Origin of the sequence: Buttiauxella sp. BIGb0471 (genome assembly GCF_024807715.1) — a bacterium.
Lineage (GTDB): Bacteria > Pseudomonadota > Gammaproteobacteria > Enterobacterales > Enterobacteriaceae > Buttiauxella > Buttiauxella agrestis.
On sequence record NZ_JANUEU010000007.1, the window covers coordinates 41,654 to 63,199 of the forward strand.

Below are 21,546 nucleotides of genomic sequence, written 5' to 3' on the forward strand. Positions count from 1 at the left end.
CAATCTGAACGAATAAACCATGACGCAATCCAGTTATAACGCCGATGCCATTGAGGTACTCACCGGGCTTGAGCCTGTTCGCCGCCGTCCCGGGATGTACACCGACACCACCCGTCCAAACCATTTGGGCCAGGAAGTCATTGATAACAGCGTGGATGAAGCGCTGGCAGGCCATGCGAAGCGTGTTGATGTTATTCTCCATGCCGATCAGTCATTAGAAGTCATTGATGACGGGCGCGGTATGCCGGTTGATATCCACCCGGAAGAGGGCGTTCCGGCGGTCGAGCTTATTCTTTGTCGCCTGCATGCGGGCGGTAAATTCTCCAACAAAAACTACCAGTTCTCTGGCGGCTTGCACGGCGTCGGCATCTCTGTGGTTAACGCCTTGTCCAAACGTGTTGAAGTCACCGTACGCCGCGACGCGCAGGTTTACAGCATCGCGTTTGAAAACGGCGACAAAGTACAAGAACTGGCGGTCATCGGCACCTGCGGTAAACGCAACACCGGCACCAGCGTTCACTTTTGGCCAGACGCTTCGTTCTTCGACAGCCCACGTTTCTCGGTTTCCCGTTTAAGCCATTTATTGAAAGCTAAAGCGGTGCTTTGCCCGGGCGTGGAAATCACCTTTACCGACAAAGTGAACAACACCGAGCAACGCTGGTGTTATCAGGATGGTCTGCAAGACTATCTGTGCGAAGCGGTAAACGGCCTGCCTACGCTTCCGGAAAAGCCATTTGTCGGCAACTTTGCTGGTGACGTTGAGCAAGTAGACTGGGCGCTGTTATGGTTGCCAGAAGGTGGCGAGCTGTTGACGGAAAGCTACGTCAACCTGATCCCAACCATGCAGGGCGGCACACACGTCAACGGTTTGCGCCAGGGCCTGCTTGATGCGATGCGCGAGTTTTGCGAATACCGCAATATTTTGCCACGTGGCGTCAAACTCTCAGCGGAAGATATCTGGGAACGCTGTGCCTACGTGCTCTCCGTGAAGATGCAGGATCCGCAGTTTGCCGGGCAAACCAAAGAGCGTCTGTCATCGCGCCAGTGCGCAGCGTTCGTTTCTGGCGTTGTCAAAGATGCCTTCAGCTTGTGGCTGAACCAGAATATCCAGATTGCGGAACAACTCGCAGAACTGGCGATTTCCAGCGCCCAGCGCCGCATGCGTGCCGCCAAAAAAGTGGTGCGTAAAAAACTGACCAGCGGCCCGGCACTGCCTGGCAAACTGGCCGACTGCTCGGCGCAAGATTTGAGCCGTACTGAACTGTTCCTCGTGGAAGGGGATTCCGCAGGCGGCTCGGCGAAACAGGCTCGCGACCGTGAATATCAGGCGATCATGCCGCTCAAAGGTAAGATTCTGAATACGTGGGAAGTTTCTTCCGACGAAGTTCTGGCCTCGCAAGAAGTGCACGATATTTCTGTGGCGATCGGTATCGATCCAGACAGCGAAGATCTGAGCCAATTGCGCTACGGCAAAGTCTGTATCCTTGCGGATGCGGACTCCGATGGTTTGCACATCGCCACTCTGCTGTGCGCCCTTTTCGTGCGCCACTTCCGATCGCTGGTTCGTGGTGGACACGTTTATGTTGCGATGCCGCCGTTGTACCGTATCGATCTGGGCAAAGAAGTTTATTACGCTCTGGACGAAGAAGAAAAAGCGGGCGTGCTCGAGCAACTTAAACGTAAAAAAGGGAAGCCAAACGTGCAGCGCTTTAAAGGGCTGGGCGAAATGAACCCGCTGCAATTACGTGAAACCACGCTCGATCCAAACACTCGTCGCCTGGTGCAGCTCACCATTGATGATGAAGACAACGACAAAACCATGGCCATCATGGATATGCTGTTGGCGAAAAAGCGTTCCGAAGATCGTCGCAATTGGCTGCAAGATAAAGGCGATATGGCGGATATTGAAGTTTAATCATCGCTCCCGGAAATCAGGATCAACTGCTGCAAAGCGTTGATCCTTTTTTTTTGCCTGAAGTTCTTTCTCCCCCGCGTTATGACTCCCTTCACATTTTTCCTGATTGTCGCTTGAAATAGTAATACTCCATCCGCTATTCTTTTTTGGAGTTAAACTTCATTTTGATGTGAAAGGCGGAGCAGAATGTCACTACTAGCAAAATTAGATAACAGCGTGCGTGAATGTGGCGGACTTATTGTCTCTTGCCAGCCAGTTCCAGGCAGTCCGATGGACCGCCCTGAAATTGTAGCTGCAATGGCGCAGGCTGCGGTGAATGCAGGTGCGGTCGCCGTTCGCATTGAAGGCATCGAAAATCTCAATGCGGTGCGCCCACTGATTTCTGTTCCCATCATCGGCATTATCAAACGCGACCTGGAGGACTCTGCTGTACGTATCACGCCTTTCTTGCAGGATGTGGATGCTCTCGCGAAAGCGGGGGCGGATATTATCGCGTTTGATGCCACTTTCCGCCCGCGCCCGGTGGCTATCGACGAACTCATTGCGCGTATTCACCACCACGGTTTACTCGCGATGGCAGATAGCTCAACGGTTGAAGAGGGGCTGAATTGCCAGCAGCAAGGTGTTGAAATCATTGGTACTACCATGTCTGGCTATACCAGCGCGGTGACGCCACACGAACCCGATTTGGTGATGGTGTCTGAACTGAGCAACGCAGGCTGCCGCGTGATTGCAGAAGGACGCTATAACTCCCCTGAACTGGCCGCCCAGGCTATCGACCACGGTGCATGGGCTGTGACTGTCGGTTCTGCCATCACGCGTATTGAACATATTTGCCATTGGTTCAGTGATGCCGTTAAGCGCTAAACCGGAGAAAACAATGAACACACTTGCCATTGATATCGGCGGCACCAAACTGGCTGCGGCACTCATTAACTCAGCTCTGGAAATCTCGCAGCGCATGGAAACCCCAACGCCTGCGAACGCGGAACCACAAGCGCTGGAGCAGGCATTAGCGCAATTAGTTGAGGCTTATCAAGGGAAAGCGCAGCGTGTGGCGGTGGCATCAACCGGTATCATTGATAAGGGTATTCTCACTGCGCTGAACCCAGATAACCTTGGCGGGCTGAACCATTTCCCATTGCAGGCCATTGTAGAAAAATATACCGGCCTGCCATGCGTTGTGCTCAACGATGCCCAAGCCGCCGCGTGGGCTGAATATTGTCATTTGTCGGAACAATTCAAGCACGTCACGTTTATCACCGTTTCTACCGGCGTCGGTGGCGGCATCGTCATCAATGGCGAGTTATTAATCGGTCCACATGCCTTTGCAGGTCATATCGGCCACATTCAGGCCGATCCGAATGGCCCACGTTGTGGATGCGGGCGCGTGGGTTGTGTTGAAGCTATTGCTTCCGGGCGTGCCATCGCGGCGGGAGCCACTCAAGAACTCGAGGGTAGAAATGCCCGCGAAATTTTTGCTCAGGCTCAATCGGGCAACTTACAGGCACAGCAGCGAGTCGCGCGATCGGCGCAGGCCATCTGCCAGTTAATCGCCAATCTTAAAGCGCTACTCGACACCGAATGTATCGTGCTTGGCGGAAGTGTGGGTCTGGCAGAGGGTTATCGCCAGCAGGTTGAACATCAGCTCGCGCAACTTCCACTGGCATTCCGGGTTCCCGTTTACTCCGCGCATTATCAACACGATGCAGGATTAATGGGGGCCGCCCTCTGGTCTGAACATCTCGCTGTCTGAACATTTATAAAACATCAAATTCAGAAAGCACCCTCATCCCTACAATAACCATAAGCAGGAAAGTGTCATCATGACTCACTCTTTCGGCATCTTTAACTACCTTGTTCTTTTCGGCTATTTACTGGCTATGATGCTAGTCGGCGTTTACTTCTCAAAGCGCCAGAAAACGGCTGATGATTATTTCCGTGGCGGTGGCCGCATCCCAGGCTGGGCTGCGGGTGTCAGCGTGTTTGCCACTACACTAAGTTCGATTACGTTTATGTCGATCCCAGCCAAAGCCTTTACGTCGGACTGGACGTTTATCCTCGGCCAATATCTGGCGATAGCGATTTTGCCTCTGGTGTTTTACTTCTACATTCCCTTCTTCCGTAAGTTAAAAGTCACTTCCGCTTACGAATATCTGGAAGCCCGCTTTGATGTGCGCAGCCGCTTGTTTGCCAGCGTCTCATTTATGCTGTTTCACATTGGCCGCATCGCCATTATTACCTTCTTAACCGTGCTGGCCCTGCGCCCGTTTATCGGCATAGATCCGGTCGTTCTGGTGCTGCTGATTAGCGTGATGTGCATTATTTATACCTGGATGGGCGGTATCGAAGGCGTTATCTGGACGGATGTGATTCAGGGGTTATTGCTCTCAGGAAGTGCCGTTCTCATTTTCGTGGTGATTTGCTTCAAAGTGCAGGGCGGCGTCGGTGAAATCTTCACGGTCACTCAGCATGCCGATAAATTCTTCCCCGCCTCACAGTTCCGTTGGAGCTGGACTGAAAGCACAGTGCCTGTGCTGATGATTGGTTTCCTGTTTGCCAATATTCAGCAATTTACCGCCAGTCAGGATGTGGTTCAGCGTTATATCGTCACCGACTCCATTGAAGAAACCAAAAAGACGCTGCTCACCAACGCCAAACTGGTCGCCGTAGTCCCTATCTTCTTCTTCGCGATTGGTTCGGCGCTGTTTGTTTACTACCAGCAAAACCCAACGTTGTTACCGGCGGGCTTTAACATTGGCGGCATCTTACCGCTGTTCGTCGTGACAGAAATGCCACCGGGTATTGCTGGTCTGATTATTGCCGCAATTTTTGCCGCCGCGCAGTCCAGTATTTCAAGCAGCCTGAACAGCATCTCCAGTTGTTTTAACTCTGATATTTACCAGCGACTGAGCCGTCAGAAAAGAACGCCGGAAAACAGCATGCGCATGGCCAAGCTGGTCATCCTGATTGCGGGAATACTCAGCAGCGCTGCGACTGTCTGGCTGGTGATGGCGGATGAATCAGAAATCTGGGATGCGTTTAACAGCCTGATTGGCCTGATGGGCGGCCCAATGACCGGCCTGTTTATGCTGGGTATTTTCTGCAAACGTGCCAATGCCGGCAGTGCGGCACTCGGTATCGTGGTAAGTATTGTGGCTGTATTAGCCGCGCGCTATGCCACTGACCTGAACTTCTTCTTCTACGGTGTGATTGGCTCGCTGAGTGTGGTTATCAGCGGCGTTATTTTCGCGCCATTATTTGCTTCAGCGCCGCCACTGACGCTTGATGAATCACGTGAGTAAAAGGTGAAACCATGATTTTAGGGAAAGTGACAGAACTCAGCGCGCAGAGCGGGATTGCACCTCAACTGCTGGCCATTATCAAACAGGCGCTGGCACTGCGTCCGGAAACGCTCAGTACCGGGCGTCATGAGATAGACGGTGATGATATTTTTATGAATGTCATGACATTTGAGACAGCCGAGCCGGAGAGTAAGCGTTACGAGCAGCATCGCGAATATCTTGATATACAGGTGTTACTCAACGGCCAGGAACGGATTGATTTTGGCCCGCTCGGCGCAGCAATCGCGCCCGATATTTATCATGAAGACGACGATTACCTGCTGTGCGATGCGGTTTCGCCGCGTCAGACATTGCACTTGCAGCCGGGAATGTTCGCCATATTTCTGCCGGGCGAGCCACACAAGCCGGGTTGTATCAGCGAAACGGCACAAGCGATCAGCAAGGCCGTGATTAAGGTGAGCTACCGTTGCTTAGGGAGCGAAAGTTTTACGTCATAATAAAATGAGTTAACAAACCTGTTTTTCTTTGACGGCGCGATGCGGCATACCCCCTATGCTGACATCGCGCTTTTTTTACCGCCACAGACTTGCTACGCTTTGACCCATTCGATATTGCAGGCTTTTTGCCACCTTTCGCCCTACAGAGCAGGAAATTTATGGAGCCTCAAGCGCTACGCCTTAAACCTGGAAAAATCCTCGACACATTAGGGGCGATGCAAAATAGCCTGACGCGCGTTTCCCAGCGTATCGCGCAGTTCATTCTGACTTCTCCGCAGCAGGTCACTCAGCTTTCTATCGCCGAGCTTTCGCGTGAAACGCAGGCGGGCGAGGCCACCGTCATCCGCTTTTGCCGCACTCTGGGTTATAAGGGGTTCCAGGATTTTAAAATGGACCTGGCCATTGAACTTGCCACGACGGAACCGGACAACAACAGCCCGTTGCTGGATGGCGAAATCAGTGAATCTGACGATGCGCATACCATCGGTTTAAAACTGCAAAGCACGATAAACAATGTGTTATCTGAAACCCTTAACCTGCTGGATATGAACCAGGTTATTCAGGTCGTTAACGCGCTACGTACCAGCAACTCGGTTTATATCTTCGGCGTCGGTTCTTCGGGAATAACCGCAGAAGACATGAAACATAAGCTGATGCGCATTGGATTACGGGTCGATGCCGTCACCAATAACCACTTCATGTATATGCAGGCCACATTACTAAAAGCCGGTGATGTCGCGATTGCGATAAGCCACACCGGGACTTCTCCAGAAACCGTCCACGCGCTCAAACTCGCCAGAGAGGCGGGAGCCACCACGGTCGCGCTGACCCATAATCTTGGCTCTCCATTAATCGATGTCGCAGACTTTAGTCTGATTAACGGCAACCGCCAGGGCATGCTGCAAGGTGACTCGATTGGCACCAAAACGGCGCAGCTCTTTGTGCTCGATTTACTCTATACCTTATTGGTTCAGGCCGCCCCGGAGCAGGCGCGCGAAAGCAAATTGCGCACTATGGACGCACTGAATATCGCAAAATAATGCCGTATTAGCGGCATTGATCACAGTTCAACGTATTTAGCCTTTCCCGTCCGTGGTGATGGTTGCATCACTCCATTTGTCGCCTTAATATAGAGTTAAACTTCATTATCGAAAATCATTAGAAGTAAAACTCCAGAGAGGCTTGCATGGAAAAGTTAACGGGCTTAATCGCCGCGCCACATACCCCATTTACCGCTGATGGAAGTGTCAATTATCCGGTTATTGACCAGATTGCCGCACATCTGATTCAGCAGGGGGTGAAAGGGGCTTATGTCTGCGGGACCACCGGCGAAGGCATCCATTGCTCGGTTGAGGAACGTAAAAAAATTGCCGAACGTTGGGTGAGTGCCAGCGACGGCAAACTGAGTATTACCCTGCACACCGGCGCACTGAGCATTGCCGATTCCCTCGAACTGAGCCGCCACGCTGAAACTCTGGATATTTTTGCCACTTCGGTGATTGGCCCATGCTTCTTCAAACCCGGCAACATTGATGACCTGGTGGAATACTGTCGCATCAACGCCGCTGCCGCGCCGTCTAAAGGCTTCTACTATTACCATTCCGGGATGTCGGGTGTGAATCTCGATATGGAGCAATTCTTGCTCGTGGCCGCAGACCGCATTCCGAACCTGACCGGAATGAAATTCAACTCCAGCGACATGTACGAATATCAGCGCTGCGTGCGCGTGAACAATGGTCAGTTTGATATCCCATTTGGTGTCGATGAGTTTTTACCCGCGGGCCTGGCGTGTGGAGCTGTGGGCGCGGTTGGCAGCACCTACAACTATGCGGCACCGTTATATCACCGCCTGATCGATAGCTTTAATCGCGGCGATCAACAAGACGTGGCGGCGTGCATGGATAAAGTCATCGCCATCATCCGTGTGCTGGTTCAGTACGGTGGCGTGGCTGCTGGTAAAGTGGCGATGAAACTTCATGGTATTGATGTTGGCGATCCGCGTCGTCCGCTTCGCCCGATGACTGAACAACAAAAACAAGACGCATTGCAGGCATTCCGTAAAGCTGACTTCCTGATGTAATGGATGGAAGGCTCTATGAAAATAGAGCCTTCCGTTTTGGTCAGAACTTAATTTTTATCCCCGCAATCCCGCCGTAATTCACGCTACTACCTTCAAACGACTTCTCAACGCTCAACGATCCGGTAAGTGACACTGACTGATTTAGTTGATGGTCCACGCCTGCATTCAACTGCCCCCATGTGCCGCCACTATTGGTAGCGAAGGGAATGTAACCGTCCTGCGAAGAAAACTCGGTTTTAGACTCACCTTTAAATTCATGCAAAATGCCGGGGCGAATCCAGGCGGTGGTGCGGGTTTTATCCGCCTTGTTGTTTTGCGAATCCTCGTGATTCCAGGTTTGATGAACACGCACGCTGACCCGTCCGGTGAGTGAGTCGGCCCGATCAAACTTCACTCCAGACGCCCGGTCGCGGGTGTTGTCCAGTTTCACCGTCGAGTAAATCAGTTGCGCCTGCGGCTCAATAAAACGCTGAACGTCTTCGTCAGGCTGCCACGGATAACCCGTCTCGGCAGATGCGCTTAACCCGTAACCTTTGGTTTTCATCGGGCTAAGATCGGTCGGGCTGGACTCCACATACAAGCGGTTGTACTGAGCGACCACATCGAGATAACTTCCCGCAGGTGTAAAGTGCGTCCAGTAGCCGCCAACGCCCCATGATTTCAGGGTATTGCCCCCGGCATTCTCGCCGTCGGTATGTGTGACCTTACTGTTTATTTTGCCTATGTTTCCCAGCACCCCGGCAAAATTTGAACTGCCGTCATCTTTGCTTTCGCGATACAAATCAATGCCAAGCTGGATTGCACTGAGCGAAAAGCGTGACTGCGGCCCGTCAAAATCAGACTTGCCCTGCTTGTAGATAAACCGTCCCCAGCTCATATGCGGCGATTCAGTCGCCTGAGTGATTTTTTCCGGGCTGGCGAACTGCTCCCCGGTGCGTTCATGCAGGCTATCAACCAACATCCGGCCATAGAGCAGCGCGAGCTGAGGAATGTCCTGATACAGAGAGGTTTCCGCCCGGTAATTCGGTATAGCAGCCGGTGGTTCGGTAGGTGCGGACGGTTTAACGTCATCCATCGGAGGCTTCTCAACGGGCTTCTCACCAGGCGTTGGATCGGGATCGGGTTTTGCTGGTGGTGACGCAGGGGGATCCAGGTCTTCAACGACTCTTTCCGGCTGTTTGTTCGAGCGTAGATACCAGGCTTCTTCATTGCTGTCATCGACGCTGGAACGGTACAACGAATATTCATACGGCCCGGCCTTCACTTTGTTGAGCAGGCTGAATGCTTGTGTGTCGGTGGTCGCCCCGCTAATCGCATCGACCACTTTGATCCCGTTGCCGCGCGTCAGTGCGCCACTGCCATCGGTGTTGGTGATTTTAAGGTTGGTTGCGCCATCGGCATGACCGCCGTTAATCACCAGTTGGTCGGAGGGGGAATTGTCATCATGCAGATGGGTATTTAACGCAATCGTCCCGTTATCGCCGTGATAGTTATTCACCGTCAGCGTTTTGTACTGGTGGTTTTCGGGGGCACTGAAATTGATCAGGCTTTGATTATTGTTGAGCGTACTGAGCACTGAATTGCCGGTTAAAAACCACAAGCTGGTGTTGTTTAGCGCCACTTCGGAATACGCATTGGCTGCTGTTAGCGCCGCCCCGGTTGCAATGCTCCCGGACAGGTTGATGTGGGCGTTGCCTGGCAAATTACCGACGCCGTTGTTTGCCTGCAACCACTGGCTTTCGCCCGTCACCCGGCTGTTCTGTATCTCGATATCGGCATAACCCGTGGTTTGGATACCGTGGCCGCGCTCGCTTGTCAGCGTCGCGTTGGTTAAATTTGCCTGCCCGCGCCAGGCCTGAGAACCCTGAACAGCCAGCGCCGCCGCACCGTCGCCGTGCGTTGTAGCCACCACATTATTCGCCAGAACCTGCCCGCCATTGCTCGCCAGAATGCCGTGTGACAACTCACCATCGGTGGAAACAACGGTGTTTTTTGCCATCAGCTCGGCTCCGGCTTCAGCCCACAGGCCGCGTGAATTATCGCCATGAGTCGCCAGCGCCACGTTATTAAGCGCCATCTGAGCGGTTTCAGATTTATATTTTCGGCCAACAAACGCACCGGTCGCATTATCTCCCAGCGTTTCAACAGAAACGTTCGTCGCTGAAAGATTCACATCGCCCGGTTTTGCCGCGCCAATACCGGCATATAAACCCACTGAGTTATCACCCAACGTTTTCACCGACAAATTCTTCAGAATGAGACTGCCGCCGTCATCGGCAGTAGCACCGTAGGCCTGAGAACCTTTCGTCACCAGTGTGGTTCCATCCACTGTCAGCATCGCGCCTGCACTGCGAGAGGCGACTGCGTGCGGAAAGGTGAGATTGGACGCCACCGGAGAGCCGTTGCCAGTCGTGGTGACACTTCCTCCCGCTACCGTCACGGTGGCGCCGATATTCGCCACAATCCCCATGGCATTATCGTTGCCTGATGTATTGATATGGCTGTTGGTAATGACCGCCGTGCTGTTGGCAACACCAATCCCGGCGCCGTAATTGCCGGAAGTGGTAATTCTGGTGGTATTCACTTCAAGCTGGCTGTTGTTGATGGCACTGATACCGCTGGCAGGGTTTTCCGTAGTGATAATTTCGCTGTCTTTCAGAATTAGCGAAGAACCGGCACCCTGAAGCAGGATCCCCGGCGACCATGGCCCACTTATGCCGGGGGCTGAGGTAGTGGTCATTTTGCTGCTGATAATATCAGCGCTGGCACCGTCATTGATATTCACACTTGAGCTGCGTGCGCCACGCGTTTCAATCGTTGTATTGCCGATCTGCGCGTGAGATCCAGCACCTTCCACGGAGACGCCGTGGCTTTGGCTCCCGGTGGTGGTCATGGTGGAATGGCTTACGGAAACAGATGCACCTGAAATTGCCCGAGCGGCTGAACTTGAGTGCACGGCATTCCCCGCACCGCTGACGAAGACCGTGCTGTTAGCGAGGGAAATTGCGCTGTTATTGCCTTCGGCGCGGCTTCCTCCCTGATTTGTACCGGTCACTGACATCGTCAGCCCCGTTCCGGTTATGGTTGCACCAGACAAGGCATGAAGAGCGGCGGTTGTGATGGTGCTGGTAGCTGCGCCAGTACTTGTTATCAGGCTGTTTTTAAGGGAGATCTCACCTTTATTTTCTGCTCTGGCAGCACTGGCGCCAATGGCTGACGTGGTAAGTTGCGAGCCCTCGCCGTTAATAGACGAGTTGTCATCGCTTGCCAGTAGCACATGACTGTAGTTACCCGAGGTTTCAACCGACGTCTCTATCAAATCGACTTTGCCGCCTTGTTTCGCGCAGATACCTACGCCGCTGGAAGAAGATGTCTTTACGCTTGAGCGATTAAGCGCTGCCAGGGAATTGTCGCCCGTTGCAACAATCCCACGGTTGTTGATTCCCTTCGTACCGCCGCCTATCGTGACGCTACTGTTTTCGAGACTCAGCTTTCCGTTCTCAACGAGCACGCCGGTCATATCACTGGCAGTGACAATGGCGCTCGCCGCCGTCAGTGGTTCGAGAGTAATAATGGAATCAACAAGATCCACTCTGCTATTGCCTAAGATAAATACCCCGGTCTGGCCTTTTGCCCCTGCGGCAGCCGTCGCATTATTTTTTATCACCCCACGGGTTAGGGTAACGGTTTCGCTATCTGCGATTTTTATTCCCGACGTATTTGCGGCACTCATTTTTATTGTTTCATCAAAGTACGAACCGCGAACGGAAATCCCTACGGAACCTACACTCGTTACCAGTCTTTCCGTACTCGCATCGGCACAACCAAAACTCAGAACGCCAGCCACTATTCCAGCGGATGTTTTCAGTATTATTTTATGATGGTTATAATGAATATGGGGGTGGGGTATTTTAATGATTTTCATAACTTGCCTCAGATTGTGGATATTATCGCAGAGGCAGTTAATTCGTCAGGGAGTGGTGGTGAAATAAATAACTGAGTGACGGAGCAGGAATATAAATACAGTGTAATATTATTTAACTGCCTTGTGCGTTCGATAAGCATACAGATGAAATTTGAGCAGCCTATTACTCAACGTTAAATGCGGATTTAGTTTTATTGTACGTGTATTTAATTACCAAGAATGCTGTTGAGAAATAACATGAAACTGGATTTTTGTTCCATCTCTTTTCGATAGGTCAGATACACGTTCAGCTGCTGTACAGGAAATTGCAGGTCCAGCTTCCGCAACCCGAAGACTTGCTGGTAGCGATCAAACCCTTCCTCAGTGATAAAACCCACGCAATCTGTTTCCGACAGCAGCGTCATCAGCATCATTAATGAATTCGTTTCAAAAGAGACATGCGTTTTGTTTAGCATTGCCATCAGTGATTGTTTTTTCTGGTAAATCACCTGGTCTGCCGTTAAATGGCTGACTAAATCGAGCGATTGTAACTCTTCGATACTGACTGAGGTTTTCTGAAAGGGGTTATCTTTACGGCATACCAGTATCGGGCGTAATTCACGAAGCAATACGCATTTTAATGCGGCACTGATGACAGGAGCTGCGGAGAAAACAATATCGGCTTTGCGTAAATTAAGCAATTCTAACGCATCAGGAATGCCGAGATTCGTTTCTATATATTTGATTTTATAATTCAGATTCTCAGATTTAATTTTTAATATGCTGGAAGATAAACTATGCACTGCGACTGAAAATGGGGAATAGATAACCAACGTTTCCCGATTATTCGTCTGTTTACTTCGGCCCACCGAATCACTCATTATTTCAAGTGTATGTTTAAGCTGTGTGTATAGGTCGTCAGCAAATACCGTCGGGGAAATAGTGTTGCCGTGACGAATAAATAAAGGATCTTCAAAATGCAGGCGAAGTTTGCGTAGTGAATGACTTATAGATGGCGGGGTAACATCCAGAATCTCCGAGACCTCTGTAATGCTGCGCGTGGAATAGATTAAACAGAAGGTAGTCAGTAAATTGAGATTAAAACTGGCAAGTTTAAGAACTTTATCGGAAACAGTGGTTGTTTTCATACCCTTCACACCGCGCGCATTGAATAAAGAGTAGCTTAGCAGCGTTTGTGAAATAGGGAGGAAGCCGGGAATCAGAAGAGCCGGGCGGGTAAGCATCGCCCACCCGCCGGATCATAATTCTGAATTACTTAATGGCGTCTTCCAGAATATGGATATGAACATCCAGCACATCGTCTTTTACAGCTACGCTGTGGTTTTTCATATGACTGGTTTGCAGGTGCGCTTCCAGGTGAGCAACGGTTTCCCATTTCTCCAGCATAAACACGGAATCGGGCGCGGTAGTCTGGAACGCAACCTGAGCGTTATGGTCGATGAGAGGCGCATAACCAAAGCAGCCTTCTTCTTCGAGCACGGTTGGAATAATTTTTGCGAATGCATCCAAAACCGCCTGGCGATGGTGAATACCTGGACGAGTACGAATTTCAGCTATAACAGTAATCATGTTCAACTCCTTGTTGTCGACATAAGACAGTTAAGCAAAAACTCGGCCCAGATGCTCGCGGTATTCTGCGATAAAACGCGGAACATCAGGTACTTTCATCACGTCATTGGCGATAAAGGTCGGCAGACCTTCCATTCCGAGGAATTGGTTAGCTTTGTGGAATGACAGATAAACACCATCAACGCCGACGCCATGGAAAAACTGTTCTTTGTCTTCAAAGGCTTGCAGCGGAGCATTCCAGGTCAGGGAAAGCATATAGGTTTTGCCCTGAATCAGACCGCCAGAACCGTATTTTTTCTCAGCGTCTGAACGGGTACGGCCATCGCTGGCATACAGTGAACCGTGGCCTTCGGTGAACACGTCATCAATGTATTTTTTCATGGTCCACGGCGCGCCCATCCACCAACCTGGCATCTGGTAAATCACGGTGTCGGCCCACAGATATTTTGCCACTTCTTCTTTTACGTCGTACTCGCTGTCGGTACGAGTGACCTGAACATCATGCCCGAGGTCGCGCAAAAAGCTTTCCGCGACGTCGGTCAGGGTGTCGTTAAGTTGGCCGTTAGAGTGGGCGAATTTTTTCGCGCCGTTGATAATCAGAATGTTGCTCATAGTTAGTCCTCGAATAATTGCGTCTGGCGCGAAGTCTACCGTGATCGCTATCACGGTTAAATGCTAAAAACGGGCAAAGACTTTTGCTTAAAACGCAATAATCCGAGTCGCTCAGGAATTTTTACCAGCGAATCCGAACTTCGAATCCACCATGGGTGGCATTCATAAACAGCGCCTGCATACCGTGTAAAGCAGCTATACGGCGGACGATGGATAAACCCAGGCCGCTGCCGGTTTTCTCCTGCCCTGGCGGGCGGAAAAATCGTTCCCCAAGTGAGTTTAAAAACTCCGGGCTGACGCCGGGACCGTTGTCAGTAATGATTATCTCGTGGCTTTGCAAAACTACTGTAACGACGCTGCCACGCGGGCTGTAACGCACGGCGTTATCGAGCACATTTCTGACCATCAAACTGAGCAGCAGCGGTTGCCCCTGGCGTTTCACGCTGGCGTCTTTGATATCAAGACGGATATCAACGCCCTCGCGTGATGCCTCGTGATACGCATCCATCACCGCATTTTGCAGCAATGGCTGGAACGCCACTTCCTGGATGTCATCCAGCCCGGCTAACGAATCCAGGCGCGATAATGTTAGCAATTGATCGACAAGGCGTGTGGCGCGGTCAATTCCATCACTCAGATTATTCAATGCGTGGTCGCGTATCGGTGCGTCATCTTGCGCAAGCTGGGCGACTTCGGCCTGCACTTTCAGCGCTGCCAGTGGGCTGCGCAGTTCATGGGCGGCATCCGAGGTAAAACGCCGCTCGCGCTGCATAAACTCGCCGGTACGGGTAAATAGCTGGTTAAGGGCAACCACCATCGGACGGACTTCTTGTGGCAGCGTTGCGGTGGGCAGTTCGCTTGCGTCGTCGGGTTTACGGCTGCGTAACTGGCGCGCCAGCTTGTGCAGAGGGGAAAGGGCGCGGCTCACCAGCCAGACCAACAACAGCAGAATTATCGGGGAGGCGATAAGCCACGGTGTGAGCTGGGACAAAACGATATCTCGCGCCAGGTCTTCGCGGTATTCCCACTCCTGGCCGACCACGATGCGGTATTTGCCGTCGGGTGTCGTGACCCAGACCATGCGCCACATGTCATCGTCACCCGCAAGTTTGCCGTCAGTAAATCCGTCACGCTGGTATCTATAAGTGAGATTACGACCATTATCGCCATCATTGAGCAGCAGTTTTCCGTCAGCGCTATAAATGGCGAACGCCAGCGTGTCATCATCTTGCTTACCACGATGGTGCGAAATCATGCTTTTAGTGCGCGGGAGTTGCGGTTCACCCCGTACCGAGTTGAGATCCAGAACGCTCAGACGTTTAGCGAACAGCACCTGCTGTGTATCAAACAGCTTATTGAGGTTTTTAGTGGTTTGCTGCCAGGCGGCAATACTCGCGCTAATCCATGCAATCAGCGTCAGCAAAATAAATCCGGCGATTAATCTTGCCCGTAAACTTTGAGTCAGGGCTTTTATCATTCTTCACCCAGGGTATAACCGATGCCGTGCACCGTGCGAATAAAACCGCTGCCGAGTTTGCGGCGTAAATGGTGGATATGCACTTCCAGCGCGTTTCTGGAAACTTCGTTGTCCCAGCTATAAAGTTTCTCTTCAATCATGGTGCGCGGTAATACGCGCCCGGCATTGCGCATTAATAATTCCAGCAAGGCAAACTCTTTAGGCTTTAACAATAATGTTTCACCATCACGGGTGGCGGCCAATTTAATGGGATCGAGTTCCACTCCGGCATGACGAAGAACGGATTGCGCTTGCCCATGATTGCGGCGAATTAAAACCTGAAGCCGGGTGGCAACTTCTATTAACGCAAAAGGTTTACACAAATAGTCATCGGCTCCGAGTTGTAAACCCTCAACCCGTTGTTCCAGTGTTTCACGGGCGGTTAGAATAAGCACCGGTTCAGTGCGACCATTACGACGCCAGTATTTTAAGATATCCAGCCCGTCGGTTCCCGGTAGGCTTAAGTCCAGAATCACTGCGTCGTAGGGAGCCAGGCTTAATGCAGACTGACCTTGTAGCCCGTCGGTAAACCAGTCTACGCTAAAGCCCATCTTGGTTAGCCCGGCTTTTAATCCGTCGCCGATGAGCTTGTCATCTTCAATTAGTAATATGCGCATGGTGTTTTCCCTTACTGCCCATTTGCGGGAAGTTAATAACTTTTGAGTGGGAGTGTACAGGGGAAAAATACGATGCTTCGGCACGGTGCGCAATTTACTAAAAAAAGCGATTTTTGATGGAGGAATTAAGATCGCGTTAAGATCTGTCAGGTTAAATAGTTCTCATACCGCCCTGAACGCTGATTCATCCGGGCACTAAAATATTCATGTATAAAGGGAACATTAACGATGAAAAAATTAGCCGCTATTATGACTATTCTCGCTATCACCGCAGCACCGGCTATCGCTGCGCAACAAGGTGGATTCCAGGATCCCAATGCGCCAGCCGCGCAAACGCAAACCCAGTCTGCGGGTGGTTTTGTTGGCCCAAGTGGCAGCAACTCCACGGCAGAAAAGGCCAAATCACTGTCTGACGATACCTGGGTCACTCTGCGCGGTAAGATTGAATCCCGTATCGGCGGCGACCATTACATCTTCCGTGACGCATCTGGTACGGTAAACGTAGATATCGACCATAAACGCTGGAACGGCCAGACCATTACCCCGCAAGATACCGTTGAAATTCAGGGCGAAGTCGACAAAGACTGGAACTCGGTTGAAATCGACGTGAAGCAAATTACTAAAGTTAAATAACCTCCCCGAAATGAGCCGCTGTTAGCGGCTCATTTTGTCTCATGGCACTTCACCTAAGATACGCACTCCTCTGTGACTAAAACTGCCAGATAAGGTACTATCGGCGGCAATTACGCCGTATGTGGCAACATTCGGCTCGTCAGTTTGAGGATGAATAATTAATGAGTGATTTAACTCATGATGGTGCAGAACGCCTTGCGCTGCACGAATTCACGGAAAATGCGTATCTCAACTATTCTATGTACGTCATCATGGACCGCGCCCTGCCGTTCATTGGTGATGGTTTAAAACCCGTACAGCGTCGTATCGTCTATGCGATGTCGGAGTTGGGATTAAGCAATAGCGCTAAATTCAAAAAATCTGCTCGTACCGTCGGTGACGTGCTGGGTAAATACCATCCACACGGCGACAGCGCCTGCTATGAAGCGATGGTGCTGATGGCGCAGCCGTTCTCCTATCGTTACCCGCTGGTTGATGGCCAGGGCAACTGGGGTGCGCCGGATGATCCGAAATCCTTCGCCGCGATGCGTTATACCGAATCACGCCTGTCGAAATATGCTGAAGTCTTGCTGGGTGAATTAGGGCAGGGAACGGTCGATTACGTGCCGAACTTTGACGGCACCATGCAGGAGCCGAAAATGCTGCCTGCGCGCCTGCCGAATATTCTGCTCAACGGCACCACCGGCATCGCCGTGGGTATGGCCACGGATATTCCTCCGCACAACCTGCGTGAAGTAGCGAAAGCGGCAATCACCCTGATTGACCAACCGAAAACCACGCTCGACGAACTGTTAGATATTGTTCAGGGACCGGATTACCCGACCGAAGCCGAAATCATCACCCCGCGTGAAGAGATTCGCAAAATCTACCAGAATGGTCGTGGCTCTGTGCGCATGCGTGCAGTGTGGAAAAAAGAAGATGGCGATGTTGTCATCACCGCATTGCCACACCAGGTGTCTGGTGCGCGTGTACTTGAACAAATCGCCAACCAAATGCGCGCTAAAAAGCTGCCGATGGTTGAAGACCTGCGCGATGAGTCGAATCACGAAAACCCAACGCGCCTGGTGATTGTCCCACGTTCCAACCGTATCGACGTAGAGCAGGTGATGAACCACCTGTTTGCCACCACCGATCTTGAGAAAAGCTATCGCATCAACCTCAATATGATTGGGCTGGATAACCGTCCGTCGGTGAAAAACCTGCTGCAAATTCTGACTGAGTGGCTGGTTTACCGTCGCGAAACGGTGCGCCGCCGTCTTAGCTACCGTCTCGAAAAAGTGCTCAAACGCCTACATATTCTTGAAGGTTTGCTGGTGGCGTTCCTCAATATCGACGAAGTGATTCATATCATTCGTACTGAGGATGAGCCGAAGCCGGTGTTAATGTCGCGCTTCGAATTAAGCGAAACTCAGGCTGAATCTATCCTCGAGCTGAAATTGCGCCATCTCGCGAAACTCGAAGAGATGAAGATTCGCGGCGAACAGGGCGAGCTGGAGAAAGAGCGTGACCAGTTGCAGGGCATTCTGGCGTCTGAACGCAAAATGAATACCTTGCTGAAGAAAGAGTTGCAGGCTGATTCTGACGCTTATGGCGACGATCGCCGTTCACCATTGCGTGAACGTGGCGAGGCAAAAGCCATGAGCGAACATGACATGACTCCGTCTGAGCCTGTCACCATTGTGTTGTCGCAAATGGGCTGGGTGCGTAGCGCCAAAGGCCATGATATTGACGCGCAAGGGTTAAACTACAAAGCAGGCGATAGCTACCTTGGCTCCGCCAAAGGTAAGAGCAATCAGCCTGTGGCGTTTATCGACTCCACCGGGCGCAGCTATGCGCTCGACCCGATAACGTTGCCTTCGGCACGTGGCCAGGGCGAGCCTTTGACCGGTAAACTGACGCCGCCGCCGGGGGCTGTCGTTGAGCACGTATTAATGGCGCCGGACGACCAGAAACTGTTGATGGCATCTGATGCAGGCTACGGTTTCGTTTGCACCTTTAACGATTTAGTGGCGCGTAACCGTGCGGGCAAAACGCTTATTTCCTTGCCGGAAAATGCGAAAGTCATGCCACCGATGGAAATCTCTAGCGTGGATGACATGCTGTTGGCGATTACTGCCGCAGGCCGTATGTTGATGTTCCCGGTGGGTGATTTACCGCAGCTTTCTAAAGGCAAAGGGAATAAAATCATTTCGATTCCGTCTGCTGAAGCGGCGAAAGGCGAGGATAAACTGGCTCATCTGTTTGTTCTGCCGCCACAAAGCACCGTCACTTTGCACGTTGGCAAACGTAAAATTAAACTTCGCCCGGAAGAGCTTCAGAAAATAACCGGTGAACGCGGTCGTCGCGGTACGCTGATGCGCGGCCTGCAACGTATTGATCGTGTTGAAGTTGATTCTCCGCTTCGCGCGAATGCGGGTGACAGCGAAGAGTAATTGAAATCTGGCAGCAGCGATGCTGCCAGAAGCGCTAAAGCAAGTCATACTTGTCAGCGGTTTAGGCTTTTGAGGTTGTTATGCTATCCATCGTTCGTTTTATTATCGTTATCATTTATTGCATCCTGGTCAGCATTTTTGGCTGTATTTATTGCCTGTTCAGCCCACGTAATCCGCGCCATGTTGCGACCTTTGGTCATCTGTTTGGGCGCTTGGCACCGGTGTTCGGTTTGAAAGTCGAAACCCGTTTACCGGAAGGGTATGAAAATCACCCGACGGCGATTTACATCTGTAACCACCAGAATAATTTCGACATGGTGACAGCGGCGAGTATTGTGCAGCCGCCAACCGTGACCGTCGGGAAAAAAAGCCTGCTGTGGATTCCATTTTTTGGCCAAATCTACTGGTTAACCGGAAATATGCTGATTGACCGTGACAATCGCGCCAAAGCCCTGAGCACCATTTCCCAGGTGGTGGCGCAGATTCAGAAACGTAAAATATCGGTCTGGATGTTCCCGGAAGGCACGCGTAGTCGCGGTCGTGGTCTGTTGCCGTTCAAAACCGGTGCATTCCATGCTGCAATTGCTGCGGGTGTCCCAATTATTCCGGTGTGTGTTTCCAATACCAGTAATAAAATTAAGTTAAACCGTTGGAATAACGGTTTGGTGATTGTCGAAATGCTTGATCCCATTGATATCAGTGATTACGGCAAAGATCAGGCGCGTAAACTTGCTACGCATTGCCGCGATATCATGAGAGAAAAAATCGCCGAGTTAGATAAAGAAGTCGCGGAACGTGAAGCTTCCGGTCGAGTTGAAAAGAAGCAGGCGAACTAATCACTTTTATTTTGGCGGTACGTTTTGTACCGCCCCACGTTGTTAAGTTTCACATGGAGCAATTATGTCACTCAGTCGGCGTCAGTTCATACAGGCATCAGGAGTCGCACTTTGTGCAGGCTCGGTGCCACTGAGGGCAAACGCTGCCGGACAGCAGCAACCTTTACCCGTTCCTCCTTTACTCGAATCCCGCCGTGGGCAGCCGTTGTTCCTGACGTTGCAGCGGGCGCACTGGTCATTTACCGGTGGCGCGAAGGCGCAAGTCTGGGGCTTGAACGGACGTTATCTTGGGCCGACCATCCGCGTATGGAGCGGCGATGACGTAAAAATGATTTACAGCAATCGTCTGCAAGAAAACATCGCGATGACGATTGCCGGTTTACAGGTTCCTGGCCCGTTAATGGGCGGAGCGGCACGCATGATGCAACCAAACGTTGACTGGGCGCCGGTACTGCCGATTCGCCAGAAAGCGGCGACGCTTTGGTATCACGCAAACACCCCGAATCGCACGGCAAAGCAGGTTTATGCGGGTCTGGCTGGCATGTGGCTTATCGAAGATGAAGTCAGCAAAAATCTGCCGATCCCGAACCACTACGGCGTCGATGATTTCCCAATAATTATTCAGGATAAGCGCCTTGATAACTTTGGTGCTCCGGAATACGAAGAGCCGGGCAGTGGCGGTTTTGTTGGTGATACGCTGCTGGTGAATGGCGTGCAGGGACCGTATGTCGAGGTTTCTCGTGGCTGGGTGCGTTTGCGTTTACTCAACGCCTCTAACTCGCGCCGCTATCTGCTGCAAATGAGCGATGGCCGCGCGATGCATGTGATTTCCAGCGACCAGGGATTCTTGCCAGCACCGGTTTCCGTGAAGCAACTTTCATTGGCACCGGGCGAGCGTCGCGAGATTCTGGTGGATATGAGCGACGGCAAAGAAGTGTCGATAACCTGCGGGGAAGCTGCCGGTATTATGGACAGAATCCGTGGTTTCTTTGAGCCATCGAGCATTCTTATCTCCACGCTGGTTCTGACGTTACGCGCAACCGGCCTGTTGCCGTTAGTGACTGATACATTACCAATGCGCCTGCTGCCGGATGAGATTATCAATGGCAGCCCGGCACGCAGTCGTGAAATTACCCTGGGCGATGATCCTGGTATTAATGGCCAGCTCTGGGACATGAAACGTATTGATATCCAGACTCAGCAAGGTACCTGGGAGCGCTGGACGGTGCGTTCCGATATGCCGCAGTCTTTCCATATTGAAGGCGTGAGCTTCCTGATTAAAAACGTCAATGGTGCAGCGCCGTTTGGCGAAGACCGTGGCTGGAAAGATACGGTTTGGGTGGATGGGCAGGTCGAATTACTGGTCTATTTCGGCCAGCCTTCATGGGAACATTTCCCGTTCCTCTATTCCAGCCAGACGCTGGAAATGGCAGATCGTGGCTCTATTGGGCAATTGTTAGTACAACCTGCGCCGTAACTCAATTTATGCCCTTTCCATCAGCGGAAGGGCGTTAATTTTTAACATGGCAATAACACTTCATTTTTGACCCCATACCAGCGTATAATCGCCGGCTTTGGTTATTTTTAAATCATTTTTTATTCATTTTTC

At 51.5% G+C, this 21,546-nt stretch carries 17 protein-coding genes; 11 read left to right on the top strand and 6 right to left on the bottom strand.

The genetic code is table 11. The features are described 5' to 3' along the window. The first annotated feature begins 19 nt into the window (after nt 1-19). The 7 genes from parE (at nt 20) to M2371_RS18945 (ending at nt 7,797) form a co-directional block, all read left to right on the top strand. Entirely contained in the window at nt 20-1,915 is a 1,896-nt protein-coding gene (parE, locus tag M2371_RS18915) for a DNA topoisomerase IV subunit B (protein ID WP_034493246.1), read from the top strand. A 186-nt stretch (nt 1,916-2,101) separates the two neighbouring features. Next, nucleotides 2,102-2,782: an N-acetylmannosamine-6-phosphate 2-epimerase gene (locus M2371_RS18920; protein ID WP_172895570.1), complete on the top strand. Its 681-nt coding sequence runs from the start codon at nt 2,102-2,104 to the stop codon at nt 2,780-2,782. A gap of 13 nt (nt 2,783-2,795) precedes the next feature. Beyond that, entirely contained in the window at nt 2,796-3,671 is an 876-nt protein-coding gene (locus tag M2371_RS18925; RefSeq protein ID WP_259268451.1) for an N-acetylmannosamine kinase, read from the top strand. 67 nt (nt 3,672-3,738) lie between these two features. Further along, the gene (locus M2371_RS18930; RefSeq protein ID WP_034493253.1) at nt 3,739-5,220 is read left to right on the top strand and encodes a sodium:solute symporter; all 1,482 of its coding nucleotides are present in this window, start codon (nt 3,739-3,741) and stop codon (nt 5,218-5,220) included. An 11-nt stretch (nt 5,221-5,231) separates the two neighbouring features. Continuing rightward, a complete protein-coding gene (gene nanQ, locus M2371_RS18935; protein WP_259268452.1) occupies nt 5,232-5,717 on the top strand; it encodes an N-acetylneuraminate anomerase in 486 nt (161 codons plus the stop codon). A 158-nt stretch (nt 5,718-5,875) separates the two neighbouring features. Continuing rightward, complete coding sequence (locus M2371_RS18940) at nt 5,876-6,757, top strand: MurR/RpiR family transcriptional regulator (RefSeq protein ID WP_034493258.1); 882 nt, start codon at nt 5,876-5,878, stop codon at nt 6,755-6,757. A 146-nt stretch (nt 6,758-6,903) separates the two neighbouring features. Continuing rightward, nucleotides 6,904-7,797 carry a dihydrodipicolinate synthase family protein gene (locus M2371_RS18945; RefSeq protein ID WP_034493260.1) on the top strand — a complete coding sequence of 298 codons (894 nt, stop codon included), beginning with the start codon at nt 6,904-6,906 and terminating at the stop codon, nt 7,795-7,797. A 40-nt stretch (nt 7,798-7,837) separates the two neighbouring features. Here the strand turns inward: M2371_RS18945 and M2371_RS18950 are convergent, their stop codons facing one another. The 6 genes from M2371_RS18950 to qseB all read right to left on the bottom strand — a co-directional run bounded on the left by M2371_RS18950 (nt 7,838) and on the right by qseB (nt 16,036). Continuing rightward, a complete protein-coding gene (locus tag M2371_RS18950; RefSeq protein WP_259268453.1) occupies nt 7,838-11,644 on the bottom strand; it encodes an autotransporter outer membrane beta-barrel domain-containing protein in 3,807 nt (1,268 codons plus the stop codon). A gap of 284 nt (nt 11,645-11,928) precedes the next feature. Further along, nucleotides 11,929-12,945, bottom strand: coding sequence for a LysR family transcriptional regulator (locus tag M2371_RS18955; protein WP_259268454.1), 1,017 nt, complete (start codon nt 12,943-12,945; stop codon nt 11,929-11,931). Between the two features lie 28 nt (nt 12,946-12,973). Beyond that, the gene (locus tag M2371_RS18960) at nt 12,974-13,291 is read right to left on the bottom strand and encodes a putative quinol monooxygenase (RefSeq protein ID WP_259268455.1); all 318 of its coding nucleotides are present in this window, start codon (nt 13,289-13,291) and stop codon (nt 12,974-12,976) included. A gap of 30 nt (nt 13,292-13,321) precedes the next feature. After that, nucleotides 13,322-13,903, bottom strand: a complete 582-nt coding sequence (locus tag M2371_RS18965) for an NAD(P)H-dependent oxidoreductase (RefSeq protein WP_034493267.1) — start codon at nt 13,901-13,903, stop codon at nt 13,322-13,324. A gap of 121 nt (nt 13,904-14,024) precedes the next feature. Further along, complete coding sequence (gene qseC, locus M2371_RS18970; RefSeq protein ID WP_259268456.1) at nt 14,025-15,380, bottom strand: quorum sensing histidine kinase QseC; 1,356 nt, start codon at nt 15,378-15,380, stop codon at nt 14,025-14,027. Beyond that, entirely contained in the window at nt 15,377-16,036 is a 660-nt protein-coding gene (qseB, locus tag M2371_RS18975; RefSeq protein WP_172895562.1) for a quorum sensing response regulator transcription factor QseB, read from the bottom strand. Before qseB ends, qseC begins: the two co-directional genes overlap by 4 nt. A 228-nt stretch (nt 16,037-16,264) precedes the next feature. On the opposite strand from qseB, the gene M2371_RS18980 reads away from it, so the two are divergent. The 4 genes from M2371_RS18980 to ftsP all read left to right on the top strand — a co-directional run bounded on the left by M2371_RS18980 (nt 16,265) and on the right by ftsP (nt 21,414). Then, nucleotides 16,265-16,669 carry a YgiW/YdeI family stress tolerance OB fold protein gene (locus M2371_RS18980; protein ID WP_259268457.1) on the top strand — a complete coding sequence of 135 codons (405 nt, stop codon included), beginning with the start codon at nt 16,265-16,267 and terminating at the stop codon, nt 16,667-16,669. Between the two features lie 161 nt (nt 16,670-16,830). Beyond that, on the top strand, nt 16,831-19,101 hold the full coding sequence (gene parC / locus M2371_RS18985; protein WP_259268458.1) for a DNA topoisomerase IV subunit A: 2,271 nt from the start codon (nt 16,831-16,833) through the stop codon (nt 19,099-19,101). 80 nt (nt 19,102-19,181) lie between these two features. Continuing rightward, the gene (locus M2371_RS18990; RefSeq protein ID WP_172895559.1) at nt 19,182-19,937 is read left to right on the top strand and encodes a 1-acylglycerol-3-phosphate O-acyltransferase; all 756 of its coding nucleotides are present in this window, start codon (nt 19,182-19,184) and stop codon (nt 19,935-19,937) included. A gap of 64 nt (nt 19,938-20,001) precedes the next feature. Next, a complete protein-coding gene (gene ftsP / locus M2371_RS18995; RefSeq protein ID WP_172895558.1) occupies nt 20,002-21,414 on the top strand; it encodes a cell division protein FtsP in 1,413 nt (470 codons plus the stop codon). Nucleotides 21,415-21,546 lie beyond the last annotated feature (132 nt).

What these genes read in the sequence shown, in the direction of transcription:
- nanQ (WP_259268452.1), top strand. Translation starts at nt 5,232, where the DNA reads ATGATTTTAGGGAAAGTGACAGAACTCAGCGCGCAGAGCGGGATTGCA.
- parC (WP_259268458.1), top strand. Translation starts at nt 16,831, where the DNA reads ATGAGTGATTTAACTCATGATGGTGCAGAACGCCTTGCGCTGCACGAA.
- parE (WP_034493246.1), top strand. Translation starts at nt 20, where the DNA reads ATGACGCAATCCAGTTATAACGCCGATGCCATTGAGGTACTCACCGGG.
- qseC (WP_259268456.1), bottom strand. Translation starts at nt 15,380, where the DNA reads ATGATAAAAGCCCTGACTCAAAGTTTACGGGCAAGATTAATCGCCGGA.
- M2371_RS18980 (WP_259268457.1), top strand. Translation starts at nt 16,265, where the DNA reads ATGAAAAAATTAGCCGCTATTATGACTATTCTCGCTATCACCGCAGCA.
- qseB (WP_172895562.1), bottom strand. Translation starts at nt 16,036, where the DNA reads ATGCGCATATTACTAATTGAAGATGACAAGCTCATCGGCGACGGATTA.
- M2371_RS18920 (WP_172895570.1), top strand. Translation starts at nt 2,102, where the DNA reads ATGTCACTACTAGCAAAATTAGATAACAGCGTGCGTGAATGTGGCGGA.
- M2371_RS18940 (WP_034493258.1), top strand. Translation starts at nt 5,876, where the DNA reads ATGGAGCCTCAAGCGCTACGCCTTAAACCTGGAAAAATCCTCGACACA.
- M2371_RS18990 (WP_172895559.1), top strand. Translation starts at nt 19,182, where the DNA reads ATGCTATCCATCGTTCGTTTTATTATCGTTATCATTTATTGCATCCTG.
- M2371_RS18925 (WP_259268451.1), top strand. Translation starts at nt 2,796, where the DNA reads ATGAACACACTTGCCATTGATATCGGCGGCACCAAACTGGCTGCGGCA.
- M2371_RS18945 (WP_034493260.1), top strand. Translation starts at nt 6,904, where the DNA reads ATGGAAAAGTTAACGGGCTTAATCGCCGCGCCACATACCCCATTTACC.
- ftsP (WP_172895558.1), top strand. Translation starts at nt 20,002, where the DNA reads ATGTCACTCAGTCGGCGTCAGTTCATACAGGCATCAGGAGTCGCACTT.
- M2371_RS18965 (WP_034493267.1), bottom strand. Translation starts at nt 13,903, where the DNA reads ATGAGCAACATTCTGATTATCAACGGCGCGAAAAAATTCGCCCACTCT.
- M2371_RS18960 (WP_259268455.1), bottom strand. Translation starts at nt 13,291, where the DNA reads ATGATTACTGTTATAGCTGAAATTCGTACTCGTCCAGGTATTCACCAT.
- M2371_RS18955 (WP_259268454.1), bottom strand. Translation starts at nt 12,945, where the DNA reads ATGCTTACCCGCCCGGCTCTTCTGATTCCCGGCTTCCTCCCTATTTCA.